This is a genomic window from Rhodoferax lithotrophicus, from assembly GCF_019973615.1.
Lineage (GTDB): Bacteria > Pseudomonadota > Gammaproteobacteria > Burkholderiales > Burkholderiaceae_C > Rhodoferax > Rhodoferax lithotrophicus.
Map to the genome: position 1 here is coordinate 4,108,544 of NZ_AP024238.1, position 21,992 is coordinate 4,130,535.

Sequence of the window (21,992 nt, forward strand, 5' to 3'; positions counted from 1 at the left end):
CGCGACTGGCTGCAAAGTTCCGCGGTGTGAAGAGGCCAGGCCTTACGCGTCTGACTCGTCAGACGGGAAAAGCGAAGATTGTTCGGTCTGCTTGGTAAAAACCGCCGGCAGTTTGGTCGGCGCTTTGATACGCAGCTGTTTGTTGACATTCATGCGGCCAAACACCACTTCAATGTCGGATGCGGTGACCCCAAAGTGCGGGGCCAGAAAGCGCAGCATATGGTCGGTGGCGCGCCCAGCCACGGGCGCAGCAGTGACACTCACCTTGAGCTGCTTGCCAAATGGCTTGCCAATGGCATCCTTGCTGGCACTGGGTTTGCCCAGGATGTTGACCACCAGCACGTCGCCATCCCAGCCAAAGAAGTCGCCATCCTTGATGAACTTGCCTTTGTCGCGGCTCATGGCGCAAACCCCAGCACCACACGGCGCGTCATGGCAGACTTTTTCTCGATTTTGGTGACGATGACCGGGCCAATTTCGGACGTATTGGCCACATGCGTGCCGCCGCAGGGTTGCAGGTCGATCAGGGTGTCGCTGCCGATCTGGATGGTACGAATCTGGCCGCTGCCGCGGGGCGGCTGCACCGACATGCTTTTCACCAGGGCTGGATTGGCATCCAATTCAGCATCGCTGATGGCGCCGACCGTGACCGGGTGGGCAGCGGCGACCAGCTGGGCGATGGCGGCGCTCAGGACTTCTTTGTCCAGCGGCTCGTCCATGTTGAAGTCAATCCGGGCGTAGTCCGGCGTGATCGAGCAGCCGTTGACCAGCTTGGGCACGATATGGCACAGCAGGTGACTGGCGGTGTGAAAACGCATCATGCGGTGCCGCCGCGCCCAGTCGATACGAGCGGTGACGGTGTCGCCCACCGCCAATTGGCGGGGTGATGATTGCTGCGGATTCAATAGCTGTTCAAGCTTTTCAGGCAAGGGCTGATGGCATATTTGACCTGTAAAACTGCCATCCTCGGCCTTGCCCTTGCGGGTATCGACGATGGCGATTTCAGTGCCGTCGGCCAGTGTCAAGGTGCCGCTGTCACCGGTCTGCCCTCCCCCTAGCGGGTAAAACACGGTGCGGTCCAGCACGATGCCTTGCGGCGTGATGGCGGTGACCGTGGCAGTGCATTCGGTTTGGTAAGCGTCGGAGCGAAAGAGGTCTTGTGTCATGGGTGCATTTTCGCCTGAGCGGGACAGAGGGTGTGCTTTTCCGCGCGGAGTCTGGCCTTCTGCCTGTGGCCAGGGTCACACTCGTACACTAGCCGCCTCAAAAAATTTTGATTCGCACTACTTTATCGCCATGTCCAATCTACCCGCTTGCCCCCAATGCACCCTTGAAAACACCTACCCGGACGGTGACAACTATGTCTGCCCGGACTGTGGCTTTGAATGGCCCCAAACCGCCACCACAGAAGAGGGTGACGCAGCCAGTGGCCCGGTCAAGGATGCCAATGGCAATCCGCTGACCGATGGTGATACCGTGATTCTGATCAAGGACTTGAAGGTCAAAGGCTCGTCCATCGTGCTGAAAAAAGGCACCAAGATCAAAGGTATCCGCCTGCCCGAAGGTGCTGGCGACCACGAGGTGGACTGCAAGACCGATCAAGGTGCCTTCATGCTCAAGGCCGAGTTCATGAAAAAGGCGTGAGTGGTCACCAGATCACTTTGTGATGGGTACCTCTTCACGCTTTTGGGCTGACTGGACCACGGCCGACTTTGCACGGCTGCAAGCCCGTGGTGATGCCTGCCGCACCCTGGCTGTGCTGCCAGTCGCAGCCATTGAGCAACATGGCCCACATCTGCCATTGAGTGTGGATACCGTGTTGGCCAATGGCATCGTTACGGCAACGCTGGCGCACTTGCCTGCCGATTTGAACGTGCTTTTTTTACCCACCCAATCCATCGGCCTGAGCCCGGAACACGCCCGCTTTCCCGGCACACTGACCCTGAAAAACGAGACGGTGATCCGGCTTTGGACAGACATTGCCGAAAGTGTGGCGGCTTGTGGCATCCAAAAACTGGTGCTATTTAATACGCACGGCGGCAATGTGAGTGTGATGGACTTGGTGGCGCGGGATCTGCGCGCCCGCCTGAACATGCTTGTTTACAGTGTCAGCTGGTTCAATTTGCCACTGACCAATACGCAAGGCGAGGATGTCAATACCCTGTTCAGCGCCCAGGAACACAGGTTCGGCATTCATGCAGGCGACATCGAAACTTCCATGATGCTGGCGCTGGAACCGGCCCATGTGAACATGGGCCACGCGCAAGACTTTGCCTCTGCGGCGCAACTGCGCGCACCCCATTTCAACATCCTGGGCAATGGCAAAAGCGCCAAACTTGCCTGGCAAACCCAGGATTACAACCCTGCAGGTGCGGTAGGCAACGCAGCCAACGCCACGGCCGACAAGGGCCATGCCGTGGTGAACGCCGCAGCAGGGGCCCTGGCACGTCTACTGACGGAAATTGACCGCTTGCCAGCGGACACTTTGCACATTCAATCAGGACCTTTGTGAAGTTTTTGAATTGGCCTGCGATTGAGTGGCGACTTCAGGCAAGCGCTTCATGATGGCTCCTTATGACCTGTTTGCCTTAGGGGCAGCTGCATGCTGGGCAATCGGCAGTGTGATCTCTGTCACACCATCACGTCACTTGGGAGCCTTTGCCTTTACCCGCTGGCGCATGTTGATGGTTGCGTGCATGCTTTGGGCCGTGGTGGCCGTGAGTGGAACTTGGCACAACTTTGACGCGCACGCCTGGGGCGTGATGGCCTTCAGCGGTCTGGTCGGTATTTTTATTGGGGACACGGCCCTGTTTTCAGCCATCAATCGACTTGGCCCGCGCCGTGCCGGGGTTCTGTTCGCCACCCACGCTGCCTTTAGCGCGGTTCTGGGCTTTGTCTGGCTGGGCGAGCGCATGAGTTTGCAAGCGTTTTTGGGTGCGGCACTGACTTTGGGCGGTGTGATGATGGCCATTGTGCTGGGTCGCCATAAAGGCGAAACCCACGCATGGGAGGTGGATCGTGGCCACGTGGGTATCGGTGTGGCACTCGCCCTGGTCGCCGCGTTGTGCCAGGCGGTGGGTTCTTTGATTGCCAAACCGGTGATGGCCACACAGGTCGACCCGATCATGGCCTCTGCAGTGCGGGTCACGGTGGCCAGCTGCGCACACTTTGTGCTGCTGGCCGCAGGCCTCAAGGCGGAGCGTGCACACACACGCCCCACGCTGAAAGTGTTGGCACAAACAGCCCTGAATGGCTTTATTGCCATGGGCATCGGCATGACACTGGTGTTGCTGGCGCTGGAAAAGGGCGATGTCGGCATGGTGGCGATCTTGTCATCCGTGTCCCCCATTCTGGTCTTGCCGTTGTTGTGGTTTCAGCTCCGACGGGCCCCCGCGCTGGGTGCCTGGATAGGTGCATCGTTAACCGTGGCGGGGACGGCGCTGATTCTGTGGCGCTGATGTGTGATGTGTGGTGGGCTTGCCGCAAATTAGACTGCGCAGCTTAAATAATTTTGCTGCAATGCAACAAAACAGCTTGTGCTGTCACGGGTTATCCCTATAATTCAAACCATGCTGCAGTGCAACATAATTGTTTGAGGCAGCTGCCATGTCCCTCCACCCACCCTTCAAGGAACTCATCATGTTTATTACTGCCGACCAAATCTCTGCCGCCAACAAAACCAACCTCGACGCAGTTCAAAACCTCGCTACCAAATCATTTGCTGGTGTAGAAAAACTGGTTGAATTGAACATGGCTGCCGCCAAAGCCGTGATCACTGAATCTTTCAGCCACGTTCAAAGCCTGCTGGCAGCCAAGGATGCACAAGCTTTCTTTGCCCTGCAAACCAGCTTGGTTGCTCCTTTGGCTGAAAAAGCAGTGTCTTATAGCCGCCACGTGTATGGCATCGCGGTGGAAACCGGTGCTGAATTCACAAAAGCTGCTGAAGGCAAGGCGGCTGAAGCACAAAAATCTTTCAATCAAGTGGTTGAAAACGTGGCCAAGAACGCACCCGTGGGTACGGAGTCTGCTGTCACCGTGCTCAAGAGCGCCTTGGCTTCCAGCCAAAGCGCCATCGAATCTGCTCAAAGCGCAGCCAAACAAGCTTTGGCCATGGCTGAAAGCAACATCTCTGCTGTGACAGAACAAGCCCTGAACGCTGCGGCTTCCGTTGGCAAAAAGGCTTAAACCACTTGCCAACGAATGGATTGCTTTACGGCAGTCCCTAAAGACACCTTCGGGTGTCTTTTTTTTTGCCACGTTCAAAGGAGTCCATTTCCGAATCATTTGTGTTTAGGTACGAAGCCGCAGGCAATGTGCGAGCACAACAGGGCCAGGCCACAAAGCAGCGGAACCCACAGTCAGGAACCGGCGAGGACTGGATTCCCGAATAACTTGCAAGTTCTACACATCTTCTTTTATACTGTGGGTAGTATATTTTGGGGATGTTGCATGCACTCATTTGGTAAACCGAATCTGTTGAACCGCCGTTTGTATCGATGCACGATAGGTGCATTGGCAGCGGTATTTTTTGCATCAGCAGCCTATGCAGAAAGCAGTGTGCAAGTGCCTGTGTCGATGGTGCAGCTCAAGACCGTAGGTAATGGCTTTGAAATGGATGGTGTTGTACAGCCTGTAAAGCAAAGCACTGTCTCTGCCCAAGCGTCTGGCCGGATGGTGAGTTTGACCGTGAAAGCTGGGGATACCGTGCGGGCCGGGCAGTTGTTAGCCACCATTGATGACCGTGAAACTCAAACCGGCGTGCAGCGCAGCCGGGCGCAGTCCGCCCAGGCGCAAGCTGAATTGCGCAATGCACAAGCCAACTTTGACCGTACTCGGGATCTGTTGACTAAAGGCTTTATCAGTGCAGCCGCCATGGACACGGCCGAGACACAACTCAAGTCAGCCCAAGCTGGCCGCGAACAGGCAACGGCTGGTGAAAAACAATCCGGTCTGACACAAGGCTTTACCCGTGTCACCGCGCCATTTGATGCGCTTGTATTACAAACTCTTGCTGAAACGGGTGATCTGGCTTTCCCGGGCAAACCTTTGCTGACCTTGTATGCGCCAGCCCCTCTACGGGCCGTGGTTCAGGTGCCCGTGTCGCGCTCTGCCATGGTACTGCCCAGTACGGTGATTGAGGTTCAGGTTCGAGCGGCTGATGGTTCACTGCAATGGAGTCGCCCCAGCCAAACCACCCATTTGTCCACGGCAGATGCCGTCTCACAAACGGTGGAATGGCGGTTGGAACTGTCCTCCGTTGCCGCCAAAGGCTTGTTGCCAGGCCAACAGATACGCGTGCGGTTTGCTGCAGGGCAAGCACAGCGTTTGGTCATTCCCACGGCAGCAGTGTTGCGCCGGGGCGAGTTGACGGCGGTGTACGTGGCTTCAGGAAAGGGCTTTGCCCTCAAGGCAATCCGGCTTGGCGCGGAGCATACCGGGCAAGGCGTAGAGGTGCTTGCCGGCTTGACCGATACCGACCGAGTGGCGCTGGACCCGGTGCGTGCAGGATTGACAGGTGCACAGCCTGCCGGCCAAACCGCACAGTGAGATAAGCATGCCAAATTCCTCCAAACTGGGTATTTCCGGGCGACTAGCCCAGGCATTCAAACTCAATGCCATCACGCCGCTTTTGGCTTTGGTTGCATTGTTGCTGGGTCTGTTTGCGGTGCTGGTGACACCGCGCGAAGAAGAACCACAAATCAACGTCACCATGGCCAATGTGCTGATTCCTTTTCCAGGAGCCAGCAGCACCGACGTGCACAACATGGTGGCGCGACCGGCTGAACAAGTACTGAGCCAGATTGCGGGTATTGAACACACCTTCTCGGTCGCACGCCCTGGTTTGGCCGTCATGACCGTTCAGTTCAAGGTGGGGGTGCCACGTACTGAAGCGTTGGTACGTTTGTATGATGTGCTGAATGCCAATCAAGACTGGTTACCGCGCGAACTAGGCACACTGACTCCGATTGTCAAACCCAAAGGCATAGATGATGTGCCGGTTTTGGCCGTGACGCTGTGGAGCAAGGAAGCCTTGCCGGCCGAAGAACTGGAACGGGTGGCGCACACGGTAGAGGCTGAATTGAAGCGTGTGCCAGGTACGCGTGAAGTGCAGACTATTGGTGGACCAGAGCGTGCTGTACATGTGTGGCTGGATCCGGCACGGTTGCGCGAACGTGGCATTGATGTCCTGTCATTAAAAGCCACACTGGCAGCGGCCAATGCCAGCATGCCTTCTGGATCCGTGCTTGATGCTCAGATACCGGGAGGCCAAATGCTCAAAGTCGAAACGGGCGAGTTTCTGCGTTCGGCTCAGGATGTTGGTGACTTGGTGGTCGGGGTAAGCAAAGGTTTGCCTGTCTTTTTGCGCGAAGTGGCCCGAATTGAGGCAGGTGCGCAATTGCCCCAGCGTTATGTTTGGTACACGCCTGGGGCTGCCGATCAAGGTGTCAGTGCAGGTGGGGTGTACCCTGCCTTGACGCTGACTGTGACCAAAAAGCCAGGCACCAATGCCGTGGATGTGGCGGGCGCAGCGCGGGCGCGGGTGCATGAGCTCAGTAACTCAGTGATCCCAAGCAACATTCAGACCAGCATCACGCGTGACTATGGTGAGACAGCGGCAGAAAAGGCCAACAAACTGATTCAAAAACTGGCTTTTGCCACTGGTTCGGTGATTTTGCTGGTGGGTTTTGCACTGGGTCGACGAGAGGCCGTGATTGTGGGTGCAGCGGTGATTTTGACCCTGACTGCAACCCTTTTTGCCTCTTGGGCTTGGGGCTTTACGTTGAACCGGGTGTCTTTGTTTGCACTGATTTTTTCAATTGGGATTTTGGTGGATGATGCGATCGTTGTTGTGGAGAACATTCACCGGCATCAAAACTTGCACCCTGGTCGAACTTTGCGGCAAATCATTCCCGCAGCGGTAGATGAAGTGGGTGGCCCCACCATTTTGGCAACGCTTACCGTGATTGCCGCTTTGTTGCCCATGGCGTTTGTTTCTGGATTAATGGGCCCTTACATGAGTCCGATTCCGATCAATGCAAGCTTGGGTATGGCGATCTCTTTGGTGATTGCATTCACGGTGACGCCTTGGTTGGCGCTCAAGATAATGAAGTCACACCCACACGGCGAGTCTGCCCATGAGCCCAAGGGTCTGGGGCCGAAGTTGCAACGTTTGTTCACCTGGGTGTTGCTACCCTTTTTGAACAGCGCAAAAAAACGCTGGTTGCTGTTACTAGGCATTATGGTGGCGCTCATGCTTTCAGTGGGCCTGACACTGGTGCAGTGGGTAGTCTTGAAGATGCTGCCTTTTGACAACAAAAGCGAGTTTCAGGTGGTCGTGGAAATGCCTGCGGGAACACCGCTAGAAAACACGGCGGCGACCTTGCATGAGTTGGGAGCATTTTTATCGCAGCAACCAGAGGTATATGACCTGCAGGCCTACGCTGGTACAGCTTCCCCGATCACCTTTAATGGTTTGGTGCGTCAGTACTACATGCGCGCCGACGCAGAGCAAGGTGATTTGCAGGTGAACTTGGTGGACAAAAAACATCGTCATGAAAAAAGCCATGCGATTGCACAGCGTCTGCGTCCTGAACTGGAAAAAATTGGCCTTCGCCACCACGCACTGATCAAAGTGGTGGAAGTCCCCCCTGGCCCACCCGTGATGTCGCCTTTGGTAGCCGAGGTCTATGGTCCAGACGAAGCGGGACGGCAAGCCTTGGCAATGCGTATTGCCCTGGCTTTTGCAGCAACACCCGATATTGTGGGCGTAGATACATCACTTGAAGAGGATACGCCTAGAGCATTCTTGCGCGTACGTCGTCAGCGGGCTGAATCACTGGGCATACCTGTCGCCATGGTGGCGCAAACAGCAGCCATGGCACTCACCGGTGTGGATGCCGCTTATTTGCATAACGGACACACCAAATACCCGGTTCCTGTTCGGCTGCAATTGCCATTGCGTGACCAAGTGGGGCTTGATGCGGTATTGGCCATGCCTTTGCGAGCAGCCAATGGCCAGATGGTGCCGCTTTCCGAGTTGGTGCAGATGGAAACGGGTGTGATTGACAAACCACTTTATACAAAGGATTTGCAGGGAGTCAGTTATGTGTTTGGGGACATGGCTGGCAAGCTGGATTCTCCTTTATATGGATTGTTTGCCATCCGAAGCAAGCTCAAGGATGCCGCTTTGCCTGGCACGGGAGACTTGGGTGAGTATTGGATAAACCAGCCGAGCGACCCCTTCAAACAATATTCGGTGAAATGGGATGGCGAATGGCAAATCACCTATGACACTTTCCGCGACATGGGTGCAGCCTATGGCGTGGGCCTGATCCTGATCTACCTGTTGGTCGTGGCGCAGTTCAAGAGCTACCTGACTCCATTGGTCATCATGGCCCCGATTCCCTTGACCATCATTGGGGTCATGCCTGGCCACGCCTTGCTGGGCTCGCAATTTACGGCCACCAGCATGATCGGCATGATTGCCCTGGCTGGCATCATTGTGCGTAACTCCATCTTGTTGGTGGACTTTATCGAGTTGCAGGTGAGCCAGGGTGTGGCTTTCAAGGAAGCCGTGGTGCAGTCGGCTGCCGTGCGTGCGCAACCCATTGCGCTGACCGGACTGGCGGCCATGATTGGTGCGCTGTTTATTCTGGACGACCCGATTTTTAACGGGCTTGCCATCTCCCTGATTTTTGGAATTCTGGTGTCCACCTTGTTGACCTTGGTGGTGATTCCGGTGCTCTATTACGCGCTGTACTGGCGTAGTAACAAAACGTACGTAGATACGTCCATTTCCCCTGGTTAAGGCCTTTTAACTTTTAAAAATTGCAGGAGACAAAACATGGCTCACATCGTCATCATGGGTGCAGGTATTGGCGGCATGCCCGCCGCGTATGAATTGCGTGAACTGCTGCCAGCAGAACATCGCATCACGGTAGTCAACAAAACAGACTATTTTCAATTTGTGCCGAGCAACCCCTGGTTGGCGGTAGGCTGGCGTGACCGTGAGACGGTCACTTTGCCGATTGCACCTTACCTTGAACGGAAAAAAATTGGCTTTATTGCCAAAGAAGTTACGCAAATTGATGCCCCTGGCAACAAGCTCACGCTGATTGATGGCCAAACTCTGGACTATGACTACTTGATCATCGCCACCGGTCCCCAATTGGCGTTTGATGAAGTGCCTGGCGCTGGCCCGCTCAAATCTGGCGGCGGCGGTCATACACACTCCATCTGCCACGTGGATCATGCGCAGGAATTTTTTGCCAATTACGAAGAATTTCTGAAAAATCCTGGCCCTATCGTGATTGGTGCCATGCCTGGTGCCAGCTGCTTTGGACCAGCATATGAATTTGCTATGGTGGTGGACACTGATTTACGTCGTCGCAAACTGCGCAGCAAAGTGCCGATGACGTATGTGACAAGTGAGCCCTACATCGGCCACCTGGGACTTGGCGGCGTAGGTGACAGCAAGTCCATGCTGGAATCCGAGTTCCGTAATCGCCATATCAAATGGGTGACCAATGCCAAAACGACCAAAGTCGAAGAAGGCAAAATGTTTGTCACGGAAATTGACGACCGTGGCAATGTGCTCAAAGATCACGAAATCGCCTTCAAAATGGCCATGATGTTGCCTGCCTTCAAGGGCGTGCCGCCGGTGGCCGCCGTGCCCAATCTGTGTAACCCGCGTGGCATGGTGCTGATTGACGAGTTCCAGCGCAGCAAGGCCTATAAAAACATTTTTTCAGCTGGGGTGTGTGTGGCCATTCCCCCCGTGGAGGTGACTCCCGTGGCCACCGGTACGCCCAAAACCGGTTACATGATCGAGAGCATGATGACCGCCATTTGCCACAACATTGCCGACGAGTTGGTAGGCAAACCGGCCCTGGCAAAAGGCACCTGGAATGCAGTGTGCCTGGCCGACATGGGCGATACCGGGGCCGCATTTGTGGCTTTGCCACAAATCCCTCCGCGCAATGTCAATTGGTTCAAAAAGGGCAAGTGGGTACATCTGGCCAAGATCGCTTACGAAAAATATTTCATGCGCAAGCTGAAAAAAGGTACGTCCGAGCCCATTTATGAGAAATACATCATGGGTTTATTGGGCATCAACCGTTTGAACAAGTAATTTTTAAGGAGTAAAGCTGTGACCGTTCAACGCTACATTTTGGTTTTTGCTGGCATGTTCATCATGATTTCTTTGGCACTTGGCGTGGAAGGTAGCCCCTTCTTTGTCAGTAAATGGGCGCTGGCGTTCACAGCCTTTGTGGGGGTCAACCTGTTTCAATCCGGTTTCACCAATTTTTGCCCTTTGGGCATTATTCTGAAAAAACTGGGTGTGCCCGAGTCAAAAATTGGTTGTGCGAACTGAGCGTTTCGTTGTCATCTGTTTGATCTGTCAGTCTGGTGCGACTTAGAAAAGTACCAGGCTGAGCAGGAGCTGCAATGTTTTCTTTGAAATAATTGCGTTTTTGGAGCATTGAATGACAGTATTGACCAATGAGTCTGCCCGTACAGAGGTGGTTAACCGCCTGCGACGGGCTGAGGGGCAAATTCGGGGCGTGCAGCGCATGATTGAAGAGGGCGAGAGTTGCCTGAAGATCAGTCAACAATTTTCTGCCGTCCGCAAAGCTCTGGATAGCACCTATTTGCGCATGACGATGTGTTTTATGGAGCAAGAATTGTCCGCATGCATGCAACCTGATCACAAGCAAAAAGGTGACATGGAAACCATGCTCAAGGAGATGGAAAACTTACTGTCCAGACTAGGATAGTTTTTTAAAAATGACCTACAGGGCTCATCCTAAAAGCATCAACAGCTACATAAACAATAGCAATGATGTTTATTCAGCGGCAATGATGCCACCACCTAGGCAAACTTCTCCGTTATAAACTACCGCCGACTGGCCAGGCGTAACCGCCCATTGAGCTTGGTCAAAACTCAGACTGAATGCGTCTGCGGCTCCAGGCAGCAAGGCACACGAGGCATCCACTTGGCGGTATCTGGTCTTGGCAGCCATATGACCCGCAAAGGGTGCAGTTCCAGAAACCCAGCTGGCATTTTGGGCCAACAAGGTTTCGCTAAGCAACCAGGGATGTTGATGCCCTTGCACCACCCAAAGCGTGTTTGTAGGCAAATCTTTCCGCGCCACAAACCAAGGTGCGTGATCTCCACCACCACGTTGCACGCCTTTGGCTTTCAGGCCACCAATACCCAGACCCTGACGCTGCCCCAGTGTGTAAAAACTCAAGCCCACATGTTCACCAATGGTTTGGCCCTTGTCGTTTTTAATGGGGCCGGGCACACGAGCGATATAGCGGTTTAGAAATTCCCTGAACGGACGCTCGCCAATAAAACAGATGCCTGTGGAATCTTTCTTCTTGGCGTTTGGCAAGCCAATCTCCAAGGCTATACGTCGCACTTCTGTTTTTAGCAGTTCACCCACTGGAAACAAGGTATTGGCCAGTTGCGCTTGGTTAAGTCGGTGCAAAAAATAACTCTGGTCTTTGGATGGATCAAGACCCTTGAGTAATTCATGCCGACTGGAGTCGGCATTGCGACATACCCTGGCGTAATGCCCGGTTGCAATTTTTTCGGCACCCAGCCGCATGGCGTGATCAAGGAATGCTTTGAATTTGATTTCTGCATTACACAGAATGTCTGGATTGGGGGTACGACCACTGCTGTACTCGCGCAAAAATTCGGAAAAAACCCGGTCTTTGTATTCGGCTGCAAAGTTGACGTGCTCTATTTCAATCCCAATCACATCGGCCACAGCAGCAGCATCCACAAAGTCGATATTGGACGAACAGTATTCGCTGTCGTCGTCATCTTCCCAATTTTTCATGAAGATACCAACAACCTCATGACCCTGCTGCTTAAGCAGCCAGGCTGAAACGGCAGAATCCACTCCGCCACTTAAACCCACCACCACCCGATGTCTTTGGGGTGCTAACTTCATGCTGCGAGACCGCCACTAAGGAATTGGGGCAGGGTCAGCGTGGCATCGCTGTAGATCAGCGATAAGGGAAAGCGCTGGCCGTTCAGGTAGTCTTCCATACACTGAACAATCAGTGGACTGCGATGGCGATCCGCGCTGGCTCGAATTTCGTCAGGGCTGAGCCACAAGGTGCGCACAATGCCAGTGTCCAGACTACGTCCCGCTTGCAGTGCACCCAGCGTTCCACAAAACGCAAAGCGCAGGTAGGTGATGTCTTCAGGCGCGCACAAATTACTGCCTGAACGCTGAAAGCGTGACATGTAAACCCCTAGCAGTTCTGTCGGAGTAAACAGGTGCATGGTTTCTTCAAGGGTTTCGCGGGCACAACCTGCGACCAGGGACTCACCCTCATCTAAATGGCCAGCCGGATTATTCAAGCGTAAACCTTCGTGTGTATGCTCTTCAACCAGCAAGAATTTGCCGTTTTGTTCAATGATTGCTGCGACTGTGGTGCTGGGTTTCCATCGTGTACTCATGGTTGAATTATCGGTAAATTTATCAATTGGCGGGTATCTGACCTAGATCAATCCAATCAAGTTATTTTGCATAAATCTGAAAAAAACTGATGTAAGCTCAGGCGGTTTTTGAACCTATGTACAACCGAGGAGTCGCCCCATGCAAACTGGTGCAAATAGTCAAGGCTCATCTAGCCAAACTGCGCAACGCATTGGTATACCACGCGAGGTTTTTCCTGGTGAAAAACGTGTGGCCACCGTACCCGAAGTGGTTGAAAAGCTAATTAAGCTCGGTTTTTCTGTCGCCGTTGAATCGAGAGCTGGTGATGCCGCCAATGTGAGTGATGCAGACTACCAGGCAGCGGGTGCCAGCATCGTGCCCGACGCTGCGACCTTATGGGCCACCTCCGACATTGTTTTCAAGGTGCGCGGTCCAACACCTGATGAGGTCAGCTTGATGCGCGAAGGTGGAAGCCTGGTCAGTTTCATCTGGCCGGGGCAAAACCCCGAATTGATGCAACAACTCGCGGCCAAGAAAACCACCGTGCTGGCCATCGACTGTCTGCCGCGCACATTGAGTCGTGCCCAGAAAATGGATGCCTTAACCTCCATGGCCGGTGTAAGTGGGTACCGGGCTGTCATCGAGGCCGCGAACGCCTTTGGTCGCTTCTTCAACGGTCAAATCACGGCCGCAGGCAAGGTTCCTCCGGCCAAGGTCTTTGTGGCGGGTGCAGGCGTGGCCGGTCTAGCGGCCATTGGCACCGCTGCAAGCTTGGGGGCTATCGTGCGTGCCAATGACACCCGGGCTGAAGTGGCCGACCAGGTGGTGTCTCTGGGCGGAGAGTTCGTCAAGGTTGACTATGAGGAGGAAGGTTCAGGCGGCGGCGGCTACGCCAAGGTCATGAGTGAAGGCTTCCAGCAAGCTCAGCGTGCCATGTACGCCAAACAGGCCCGTGAAGTGGACATCATCATCACCACCGCGCTGATTCCTGGCAAGCCCGCACCCAAACTCATCACGGCTGAGATGGTGCAATCCATGAAGCCTGGCAGCGTCATCGTGGACATGGCTGGCGAACAGGGTGGCAACTGCGAATTGACCGTACCCGGTGAGGCAGTGGTGAGACACGGTGTGACCATCGTCGGCTATACCGACTTGGCCTCGCGTCTGGCCAAGCAGTCATCCACGCTGTACGCCACCAACCTGTTTCGTCTGACCGAGGAACTGTGCAAGACCAAAGACGGTGTCATTGATGTCAACATGGAAGACGATGCCATCCGTGGCCTGACCGTGACCAAGGGCGGGGCCATCACTTGGCCAGCGCCGCCACCCAAAGCAGCGCCCACGCCGCCAGCCGCCGCAAAACCTGCAGCAGCACCTGCTGCGAAAAAGGGCCATGGGCATGGCGAGGTCAGTGAACCCATGGCGGGGAACAAGCTGGCCATCATGTTTGGCGTAGCAGCGGCTCTGTTCTGGTTCATCGGGGCGAGCGCCCCGAAAGAATTTATGTCGCACTTCACCGTGTTTGTCTTGGCCTGTTTTGTCGGCTACATGGTGGTGTGGAACGTGAAACCCGCTTTGCACACGCCGTTGATGAGTGTCACCAACGCCATCTCCAGCATCATTGCCATTGGTGCACTGGTGCAAATCTCACCGATTTCGGGTGCGCTGAACCGGCCGGATGGCCTGATCACCTGGGTGGCGGCAGCGGGCATTGTGCTCACGGCCATCAATATGTTTGGCGGTTTCGCCGTGACCCAGCGCATGCTGGCCATGTTCCGTAAGTAAGAGGAGCCACACATGTCTTCAAGTTTGGCCACGGTTGCTTACATTGGCGCAACCATTTTGTTTATTTTGAGCCTGGGTGGACTGTCCAACCAGACCACCGCCTTGCGCGGCAACCTGTATGGCATGGTCGGCATGACGATTGCGGTGCTTGCTACCGTTCTGGGTCCACAAGTCACAGCAGCGGGGTTACCCTGGATCATCGCTGCCATGCTGATTGGCGGGGCCATTGGACTGTATGCTGCACGTACTGTGCAAATGACGCAAATGCCTGAATTGGTGGCCTTGATGCACAGCATGGTCGGTTTGGCTGCAATGTTGGTGGGTTTTGCCACGTACATCGACCCCGCTGCCACTACTGGTTTTACGGGAGCAGCAAAAACCATTCATGAAATGGAAATTTATGTCGGTATTTTCATTGGTGCCGTGACATTTTCAGGCTCGATCATTGCCTTTGGCAAACTGTCTGGCCGCGTCAGTGGAAGCCCTGTTTTGTTACCAGGACGCCATTTTCTGAACCTAGCAGGTTTATTGCTTGTGATTTACTTTGGGCGCGCCTTTTTGCAAGAAGATGCCGGATTGACTCCTTTGATCGTGATGACCGTGATTGCCCTGCTTTTCGGTGTGCACATGGTGATGGCTATTGGCGGTGCAGATATGCCGGTGGTGGTATCCATGCTCAACAGCTATTCAGGCTGGGCTGCTGCTGCCACGGGTTTCATGCTGTCCAACGACCTGTTGATTGTGGTAGGTGCCTTGGTCGGCTCCAGCGGCGCTATTCTGTCGTACATCATGTGTAATGCCATGAACCGCAGTTTCATCAGCGTCATTGCGGGTGGATTTGGCACCACCAGCGCAAAACCCACAGCGGCGGCAGATGGCGTGCAACCAGCAGGCGAAGTCACACCAGTCAGTGCAGTGGAAACCGCTGAGTTGCTGCGTGAGGCCAAATCAGTGATCATCGTGCCAGGTTACGGGATGGCTGTAGCTCAGGCCCAGCACACTGTTTACGAAATCACCAAATACTTGCGCGAAAAAGGTGTCAATGTACGTTTTGGCATTCACCCGGTCGCTGGACGTATGCCTGGTCATATGAATGTGCTTCTGGCTGAAGCCAAAGTGCCCTATGACATTGTGTTTGAGATGGATGAACTCAATGATGACTTTCCAAGCACTGATGTGACCATGGTGATTGGTGCCAATGACATTGTGAACCCCAGTGCTCAGGATGATCCCAGCAGCCCGATTGCTGGCATGCCGGTGCTTGAAGTCTGGAAATCAAAAACCTCCATCGTGATGAAACGCAGTATGGCATCAGGCTATGCTGGCGTAGATAACCCCTTGTTTTACAAAGAAAATAACCGCATGTTGTTTGGTGATGCAAAAAAAATGCTTGACGAAGTGCTGACTTCCTTAAAGGCCTGATCTCCATCACTTTAAAAAAAGAGGCCCTTGTGGGCCTCTTTTTTTATGATTTTGGCGACTCTGATAACCCACCTCGTGGAGTGAGCTGTCTAATTAGGGAAAACACAGCTTACAGAACCTGACAAGCGGGTGAAAATCACTTTTTTATAAAAACTTGGAGAGATACCCATGAGTGACCGGATATGGCTGAGCAGTTATCCTGAAGGAGTGCCTGCAGACATTGATGTAACCCGTTATGCATCCATGGTTGACATGATGGAGGAGTCCTTCAAGAAATTTGCCAGCCTGAGTGCCTACAGCTTCATGGGCAAAGAACTCACCTATGCACAAGTAGATGAACTCAGCCAGACTTTTGGCGTGTACCTGCAAAGTCTAGGATTATCCAAGGGGGATCGTGTTGCGGTGATGATGCCCAACGTATTGCAGTACCCGATCGCAGTAGCGGGCATCCTCCGCGCAGGTTACACCTTGGTCAATGTCAATCCACTTTATACGGCGCGAGAGCTAGAGCACCAACTCAAAGACTCAGGCACCAAAGCCATTGTGATTCTTGAAAACTTTGCAGCCACGCTGGAAAAATGTCTAGCAGCAACCCCTGTCAAACATGTTGTACTGTGCGCCATGGGCGACCAACTTGGCTTTCTCAAAGGAATGCTGGTGAACTATGTGGTGCGCAATATCAAGAAAATGGTGCCCGACTTCAACCTGCCCACTGCGGTGCGTTTTAATGCAGCCTTAGCCAATGGAAGCAGCGGAACATTGAAAAAAATCGCCGTCAAACCCGATGATGTTGCGGTATTGCAATACACCGGTGGCACCACGGGTGTATCCAAAGGTGCGGTTCTTTTACATCGTAATCTAGTGGCTAACTTGTTGCAGTCAGATGCATGGTTTCAGCCTGCTCTTGGAAAAGTCCCACCGGGAGAACAATTGAATGAAGTTTGTGCCCTGCCGCTTTATCACATATTTGCATTCACAGTTGGCATGATGCTGTCTATGCGTTTGGGTGGCAAACTTATTTTGATTCCAAATCCGCGTGACTTTGTTGCTGTGCTCAAAGAACTGGCCAAACACAAAATCCATCTGTTCCCAGCCGTCAACACGTTATTCAACGGTCTGGCCAATCACCCTGACTTCCATAAAGTGAACTGGAGTAGCTTGGTAGCCTCTGCGGGTGGTGGAACTGCGGTACAGAGTGCAGTAGCCAAACTCTGGCTGGACAAAACAGGTTGCCCGATTTGTGAAGGATATGGACTGAGCGAAACCTCCCCGATCGCTACGTCAAACCCGGTCATGGTGACTGAATACTCGGGATCTATTGGAGTGCCCATACCCAGCACCTGGCTCAAGTTGCTTGACGATGACGGAAATGAAGTGGCACCGGGTGCCGCAGGCGAAATCGCCATCAAAGGTCCACAAGTCATGGCCGGCTACTGGCAACGACCTGACGAAACAGCCAAAGTCATGACACCGGATGGTTATTTCAAATCAGGCGACATAGGTGTGGTTGATGAACGCGGCTACTTCAAAATTGTGGATCGTAAAAAAGACATGGTCTTGGTCAGTGGCTTTAATGTATTTCCCACAGAACTGGAAGATGTGGTGTCTCAGATGCCAGGCATTTTGGAATGTGCTTGTGTCGGTGTGCCTGACACCAAGTCGGGTGAGGCCGTCAAACTGGTTATCGTCAAGAAAAATCCCGAACTCACTGAGGAACAGGTGCGTGCATATTGTCGCGAGAACTTGACAGGATACAAACAGCCCAAACTGGTGGAATTCCGCACCGAATTGCCGAAAACACCGGTCGGTAAAATTCTGCGTCGTGAGCTTCGTAACAAATAACCAGAGAAAGCAGGACCCTGTTTGACATTAGCCATCATGAGTGCCCTGCTGGATGAACAGCGAGGGTTGCTGGAACAGTTAAGCCACCCGCGACGGGTACAGCGGGCTGGACGAACCTTTTGGTGTGGACAATGGTACGGCCAAGAGGTGGTACTTGTTCTCACCAAAATTGGCAAAGTGGCTGCAGCCACCACCACCACCACATTAATTGAAGCATTTGGCGTAGACCGCATTGTGTTTACCGGTGTGGCCGGAGGGGTAGGTGCCGGTGTCAATGTGGGTGACTTGGTGGTAGCAGATGCTTTTATACAGCACGACATGGATTCCAGCCCTTTATTTGCGCGCTATGAAATCCCTTTGTATGGCTGCTCCACGCTGGCTTGCGATGTAGCCTTGAGCACTATCCTTTTGGAAGCTACTCATGCAGCATTGACAGGCACTACAGCCCACTTTTTTAATGAAAAAAATTTGGTGAGTCCACATATTCACCAGGGACTTATTGCCAGTGGAGATCAATTTGTCGCCAGCGCAGAGGTGGCCTCACAACTGCTCGACGGTCTACAAGCAGCTGGTTTCTCACCGCTGGCGGTAGAGATGGAAGGAGCTGCGATTGCCCAGGTCTGTCGCGACTACAAAGTTCCATTTGCTGCAGTACGAACAATTTCTGACCGGGCAGACGCACATGCTCACGTCGATTTTTCTGCCTTTGTACAACAGGTGGCAAGCCCTTGCGCACTCTCCATCATGAGCCGGTTTCTCCAAATGCTCTAAAAAAGAGCAATTGATGCTTTTTTAAAGGCTCCACAAGCTGTCTTTACTTCAACCAGCCACGTTTTCTGAAATACCACATGGGTACCAATGCGCTGGCGACCATCAGCGCCAATGCATAAGGGTAGCCCCAGGTTTGGGCCAGTTCGGGCATGAACTGGAAATTCATGCCATAAATGCTGGCAATCAGAGTGGGTGGTAACAGCGCGACGCTGGCCACCGAGAAGATTTTGATGATTTTGTTCTGATTGATATTGATGAAACCGACCGTGGCATCCATCAAGAAGTTAATTTTGTCAAACAGAAATGCAGTATGCGAGTCCAGTGAGTCAATATCACGCAGGATCTGACGCGCTTCTTCAAACTGCTCTGCGTTGAGCATTTTGGAGCGCATCATAAAGCTTACCGCACGCCGCGTATCCATTGCATTACGCCGGATACGCCCATTCATGTCTTCGTGACGAGCAATGGCACCCAGCACCTCACCAGCCATGGCGTCGGTCACATCACCTGACAGCACTTTAGCGCTGGCTTTTTCAAGCTCGTCATAAATTTCCTCAAGGGTGTCCGCAGAATACTCTGCATCTGCATCAAACAGCTTGAGCAAAACTTCTTTGGCATCTTCTATCAAACCTGGTGCTCGACGGGCCCGCATGCGCAATAACCGAAACACCGGCACATCTTCATCGTGAATAGAAAACAGCACGCCTTTGCTTTTGAGCTGGTCATTCTCCAGATTCAAAATAAAAGCCACCCGCACTGTGTGCGGTTCATCTTCATCTGCCACCAAAAAGTCACTGCGAATATGCAATTCGCCATTGTCTTCTTTGTAAAAACGTGCGGATTCCTCGATGTCTTCATCCATTGCATCTTCTGGAATGGACAAACCAAAATACTGTTTGATCCAGCGTTTTTCTTCCGGTGTCGGTGACTCCAAATCAACCCAAATTGGTTGAAAACGCGACAACTCTTCCAGAGATTCAATTTCCTCCTGAAACAAGCGGCCGTTGGCGAGGGTAAAAATGTTGAGCATGGGCTCACTCCCAATTGAGGTTTGGCATCTAACGCTGAGGGGTTGAGGGAATGGCTTTCAACCCCGCGACGTGACTTTGGGAGTTGAAAGCTACCGACTGGGGCAGGTTTCCAAGACAAAATTCCTTTAATAATCTTTTCACATTATCGCATTGTCAGTCCGATTTCGGCAAACCGTGTAGCTCAATGACCTGATATTGTTGCAATGCAACATAAAAATACATTGCATTCACTGCCAAGCCCGTGCATAGTCACTTCAAACGTTAAAAATATGGCTTTTCCCGGTTACCAGCTTGATTCTGGTCACCATTTTTACCCAAGAGCTTTAGGAGGCTTTTATGAACCTGACAATCAGTGGTCACCATTTGGAAGTAACCCCGGCTTTACGCAGCTATGTCACAACCAAACTTGATCGAATCAAAAGGCATTTTGATCAAGTGGTTGATGTCAGGGTGTTACTGACACTGGAAAATCAAAAAGAAAAGGAACGTCGCCAAAAAGCAGAATGCAATATTCACATCAAAGGTATCGAACTCTTTGCCGAAAGTGCTCACTCAGACCTGTATGCAGCGGTTGATGAACTGGTTGACAAATTGGATCGTCAGGTAGTTCGTCACAAAGATCGTGTGCAATCTCATGCGCACGAAGCCACCAAACGCTTGATGTAATTTAAACTCAGGCCAGCCGCCCGCTGGTGCGTGCGGCTTTTTTTGCGCCCGGATTTTCAGGGGGCATCATTTCAACACATCATGAATCGTCTTGCGTCTATTCTTTCTGCTGCACAAGTGCAAGTGCAGGTTGATATTTCCAGCAAAAAGAGAGCTTTTGAAGAAGCAGGTTTGCTTTTTGAAAATCTCCATGGCCTCAGTCGCGCTTTGGTGACTGACAGCCTTTTTTCGCGTGAGCGCTTGGGCTCCACTGGCCTGGGCCATGGTGTAGCCATTCCCCATGGTCGTATCAAGGGATTGAAATCGCCCATGGCGGCCGTGTTCCAGCTGGCTCGTCCTATTGCTTTTGAAGCCCCGGATGAATTACCTGTTGGGTTGATGATATTTTTGTTGGTACCAGAGGCAGCGACCCAGAAACATCTTGAAATTCTCTCGGAAATCGCCGAAATGCTGAGTGACAGTCAACTCCGCGACAAGATGTCCGCCAGTACTCAGGCCGATGAACTGCACCAGTTGATCATCAATTGGCAGTCCGCCCAGGTAGCCTGAGTTTTTTCTCTCATGCCCCAGGAGTTTGAGCTTTGAAACCCAATGTAATCAGTGCCGATGTGCTGTTTGAAGCCTTTAGGGGCAACCTGCGCTGGGAATGGGTTGCCGGGCTGGGGGCCTCAGAGCGGCGCTTTGATGAAGTTGCGGTGCGTGCGGCCCGCTCAGGTGCCGACTTGGTGGGTTATCTCAATTACATCCATCCCTATCGGGTACAAATCCTGGGTGAGCGTGAAGTCGCCTATTTGACCAATGCCACCCCGGAAGACTGCGCCCGCCGGATTTCCCGCATTGTTACGCTGGAACCCCCTGTGCTGGTATTGGCAGATGGGCAAGTTGCTCCAGATGCACTGCTATCGATGTGCGAACGTGCTCAAATTCCGATGTTTGCCACCGATGGCTCTTCTGCCTTCGTCATTGATGTGTTACGTGCCTACTTGTCCAGGCACTTTGCTGACCGCTGCACCATGCATGGTGTGTTCATGGATATTCTGGGCCTGGGCGTACTGATCACCGGTGAGTCTGGCCTAGGTAAAAGTGAACTCGGTTTGGAACTAGTTTCCCGTGGCAATGGGCTGGTCGCTGATGATGCAGTTGATTTGTACCGAATCAATCAGGACACGATTGAGGGCCGCTGCCCGGATTTGCTGCTGAACCTGCTGGAGGTACGCGGCATTGGCTTGCTGGACATTCGATGCATTTTTGGCGAGACCGCTGTACGTCGCAAAAAAGCACTACAACTTATTGTGCATCTGGTGCGCCGAGAAACCATGGAACGCGACTATGAACGCATTCCCTATGAACCCTTAACGCAGGATGTGCTGGATGTGCCTGTGCGAAAAGTGGTCATACAGGTAGTAGCCGGGCGCAACTTGGCGGTATTGGTCGAAGCTGCTGTGCGCAATACCATTTTGCAAATTCGCGGTGTAGATACCTATAAAGAATTTGTAGAGCGTCACCGCTTGGCGATGAACGAACCAGGCTAGGCTAGCAGGTGGTTACGGCACACGGTGCTGACAATGAGCACGTGTGCAATGCGCATAAAGGCTTAGCGCGTGGTCGACAATCTCAAATCCTTTCGCTTTTGCCACTGCATGCTGACGTTTTTCAATTTCAGCATCAAAAAACTCTTCTACTCGGCCACAGTCCAAACATACCAAATGGTCATGATGCTGGCCTTCATTGAGTTCATAAACTGCTTTGCCACTCTCGAAGTGGCTACGTACCAAGATATCAGCCTGCTCAAATTGAGCCAACACCCGGTACACCGTGGCCAACCCAACATCGGAATGCTCTAGCAACAGCACCCGAAAAACGTCCTCTGCCGTCATATGGCGTTGCTGACCTTTTTGGAAAATTTCCAGAATCTTCAGCCTTGGCAGTGTAGCTTTGAGTCCCGTACTTTTCAGTTCATCGATCTTGGTCATTTGGTGCGCTAGAGAATTCAGTGGTGAGGCAACTGGCAACA

General features: G+C 53.0%; 22 protein-coding genes. 16 read left to right on the plus strand and 6 right to left on the minus strand.

Translation table 11 applies throughout. From position 1 onward, the window contains the following. Positions 1 to 42: 42 nt before the first annotated feature. Positions 43 to 402, minus strand: coding sequence for a DUF167 domain-containing protein (locus LDN84_RS18915; RefSeq protein WP_223904969.1), 360 nt, complete (start codon positions 400 to 402; stop codon positions 43 to 45). Next, positions 399 to 1,166 carry an alanyl-tRNA editing protein gene (locus LDN84_RS18920; protein ID WP_223904970.1) on the minus strand — a complete coding sequence of 256 codons (768 nt, stop codon included), beginning with the start codon at positions 1,164 to 1,166 and terminating at the stop codon, positions 399 to 401. The genes LDN84_RS18915 and LDN84_RS18920 overlap by 4 nt, the downstream gene beginning before the upstream one ends. 130 nt (positions 1,167 to 1,296) lie before the next feature. On the opposite strand from LDN84_RS18920, the gene LDN84_RS18925 reads away from it, so the two are divergent. The 9 genes from LDN84_RS18925 (at position 1,297) to LDN84_RS18965 (ending at position 10,778) form a co-directional block, all read left to right on the plus strand. Continuing rightward, complete coding sequence (locus tag LDN84_RS18925) at positions 1,297 to 1,644, plus strand: zinc ribbon domain-containing protein YjdM (RefSeq protein ID WP_223904971.1); 348 nt, start codon at positions 1,297 to 1,299, stop codon at positions 1,642 to 1,644. A 22-nt stretch (positions 1,645 to 1,666) separates the two neighbouring features. Continuing rightward, on the plus strand, positions 1,667 to 2,512 hold the full coding sequence (locus LDN84_RS18930) for a creatininase family protein (RefSeq protein ID WP_223904972.1): 846 nt from the start codon (positions 1,667 to 1,669) through the stop codon (positions 2,510 to 2,512). Between the two features lie 52 nt (positions 2,513 to 2,564). Further along, positions 2,565 to 3,458, plus strand: a complete 894-nt coding sequence (locus tag LDN84_RS18935; protein WP_223904973.1) for a DMT family transporter — start codon at positions 2,565 to 2,567, stop codon at positions 3,456 to 3,458. Positions 3,459 to 3,639: 181 nt separating this feature from the next. After that, a complete protein-coding gene (gene phaP, locus LDN84_RS18940) occupies positions 3,640 to 4,185 on the plus strand; it encodes a TIGR01841 family phasin (protein ID WP_223904974.1) in 546 nt (181 codons plus the stop codon). 264 nt (positions 4,186 to 4,449) lie between these two features. After that, positions 4,450 to 5,547: an efflux RND transporter periplasmic adaptor subunit gene (locus tag LDN84_RS18945; protein WP_223904975.1), complete on the plus strand. Its 1,098-nt coding sequence runs from the start codon at positions 4,450 to 4,452 to the stop codon at positions 5,545 to 5,547. A gap of 7 nt (positions 5,548 to 5,554) precedes the next feature. Beyond that, positions 5,555 to 8,809, plus strand: coding sequence for an efflux RND transporter permease subunit (locus LDN84_RS18950; protein ID WP_223904976.1), 3,255 nt, complete (start codon positions 5,555 to 5,557; stop codon positions 8,807 to 8,809). A 36-nt stretch (positions 8,810 to 8,845) separates the two neighbouring features. Beyond that, entirely contained in the window at positions 8,846 to 10,132 is a 1,287-nt protein-coding gene (locus tag LDN84_RS18955) for an NAD(P)/FAD-dependent oxidoreductase (protein ID WP_223904977.1), read from the plus strand. Positions 10,133 to 10,150: 18 nt separating this feature from the next. Continuing rightward, entirely contained in the window at positions 10,151 to 10,375 is a 225-nt protein-coding gene (locus tag LDN84_RS18960) for a YgaP family membrane protein (RefSeq protein WP_223904978.1), read from the plus strand. A gap of 112 nt (positions 10,376 to 10,487) precedes the next feature. Then, entirely contained in the window at positions 10,488 to 10,778 is a 291-nt protein-coding gene (locus LDN84_RS18965; protein WP_223904979.1) for a metal-sensing transcriptional repressor, read from the plus strand. 69 nt (positions 10,779 to 10,847) lie between these two features. On the opposite strand, the gene mnmA is transcribed toward LDN84_RS18965, so the two are convergent. Further along, the gene (gene mnmA / locus LDN84_RS18970) at positions 10,848 to 11,966 is read right to left on the minus strand and encodes a tRNA 2-thiouridine(34) synthase MnmA (protein ID WP_223904980.1); all 1,119 of its coding nucleotides are present in this window, start codon (positions 11,964 to 11,966) and stop codon (positions 10,848 to 10,850) included. Further along, on the minus strand, positions 11,963 to 12,481 hold the full coding sequence (locus LDN84_RS18975) for an NUDIX hydrolase (RefSeq protein WP_223904981.1): 519 nt from the start codon (positions 12,479 to 12,481) through the stop codon (positions 11,963 to 11,965). The genes mnmA and LDN84_RS18975 overlap by 4 nt, the downstream gene beginning before the upstream one ends. 139 nt (positions 12,482 to 12,620) lie before the next feature. Here LDN84_RS18975 and LDN84_RS18980 point away from each other — a divergent pair, with 139 nt between their 5' ends. The 4 genes from LDN84_RS18980 to LDN84_RS18995 all read left to right on the plus strand — a co-directional run bounded on the left by LDN84_RS18980 (position 12,621) and on the right by LDN84_RS18995 (position 18,281). Beyond that, positions 12,621 to 14,246: a Re/Si-specific NAD(P)(+) transhydrogenase subunit alpha gene (locus tag LDN84_RS18980; RefSeq protein ID WP_223904982.1), complete on the plus strand. Its 1,626-nt coding sequence runs from the start codon at positions 12,621 to 12,623 to the stop codon at positions 14,244 to 14,246. Between the two features lie 12 nt (positions 14,247 to 14,258). Then, complete coding sequence (gene pntB, locus LDN84_RS18985; RefSeq protein ID WP_223904983.1) at positions 14,259 to 15,668, plus strand: Re/Si-specific NAD(P)(+) transhydrogenase subunit beta; 1,410 nt, start codon at positions 14,259 to 14,261, stop codon at positions 15,666 to 15,668. Positions 15,669 to 15,836: 168 nt separating this feature from the next. Then, complete coding sequence (locus LDN84_RS18990) at positions 15,837 to 17,510, plus strand: long-chain-fatty-acid--CoA ligase (RefSeq protein ID WP_223904984.1); 1,674 nt, start codon at positions 15,837 to 15,839, stop codon at positions 17,508 to 17,510. Between the two features lie 21 nt (positions 17,511 to 17,531). Beyond that, positions 17,532 to 18,281 carry a 5'-methylthioadenosine/adenosylhomocysteine nucleosidase gene (locus tag LDN84_RS18995; protein ID WP_223904985.1) on the plus strand — a complete coding sequence of 250 codons (750 nt, stop codon included), beginning with the start codon at positions 17,532 to 17,534 and terminating at the stop codon, positions 18,279 to 18,281. A gap of 43 nt (positions 18,282 to 18,324) precedes the next feature. Here the strand turns inward: LDN84_RS18995 and corA are convergent, their stop codons facing one another. Further along, on the minus strand, positions 18,325 to 19,311 hold the full coding sequence (corA, locus tag LDN84_RS19000; protein WP_223904986.1) for a magnesium/cobalt transporter CorA: 987 nt from the start codon (positions 19,309 to 19,311) through the stop codon (positions 18,325 to 18,327). A 337-nt stretch (positions 19,312 to 19,648) separates the two neighbouring features. Here corA and hpf point away from each other — a divergent pair, with 337 nt between their 5' ends. The 3 genes from hpf to hprK all read left to right on the plus strand — a co-directional run bounded on the left by hpf (position 19,649) and on the right by hprK (position 21,510). After that, positions 19,649 to 19,978, plus strand: a complete 330-nt coding sequence (gene hpf / locus LDN84_RS19005) for a ribosome hibernation-promoting factor, HPF/YfiA family (RefSeq protein WP_223904987.1) — start codon at positions 19,649 to 19,651, stop codon at positions 19,976 to 19,978. 81 nt (positions 19,979 to 20,059) lie between these two features. Continuing rightward, positions 20,060 to 20,527 (plus strand): PTS sugar transporter subunit IIA, encoded by a 468-nt coding sequence (locus tag LDN84_RS19010; RefSeq protein ID WP_223904988.1) that lies wholly within the window; start codon positions 20,060 to 20,062, stop codon positions 20,525 to 20,527. 32 nt (positions 20,528 to 20,559) lie between these two features. Continuing rightward, positions 20,560 to 21,510 carry an HPr(Ser) kinase/phosphatase gene (gene hprK / locus LDN84_RS19015; RefSeq protein WP_223904989.1) on the plus strand — a complete coding sequence of 317 codons (951 nt, stop codon included), beginning with the start codon at positions 20,560 to 20,562 and terminating at the stop codon, positions 21,508 to 21,510. Positions 21,511 to 21,522: 12 nt separating this feature from the next. Here the strand turns inward: hprK and fur are convergent, their stop codons facing one another. Further along, the gene (gene fur, locus LDN84_RS19020; RefSeq protein WP_223904990.1) at positions 21,523 to 21,951 is read right to left on the minus strand and encodes a ferric iron uptake transcriptional regulator; all 429 of its coding nucleotides are present in this window, start codon (positions 21,949 to 21,951) and stop codon (positions 21,523 to 21,525) included. Positions 21,952 to 21,992 lie beyond the last annotated feature (41 nt).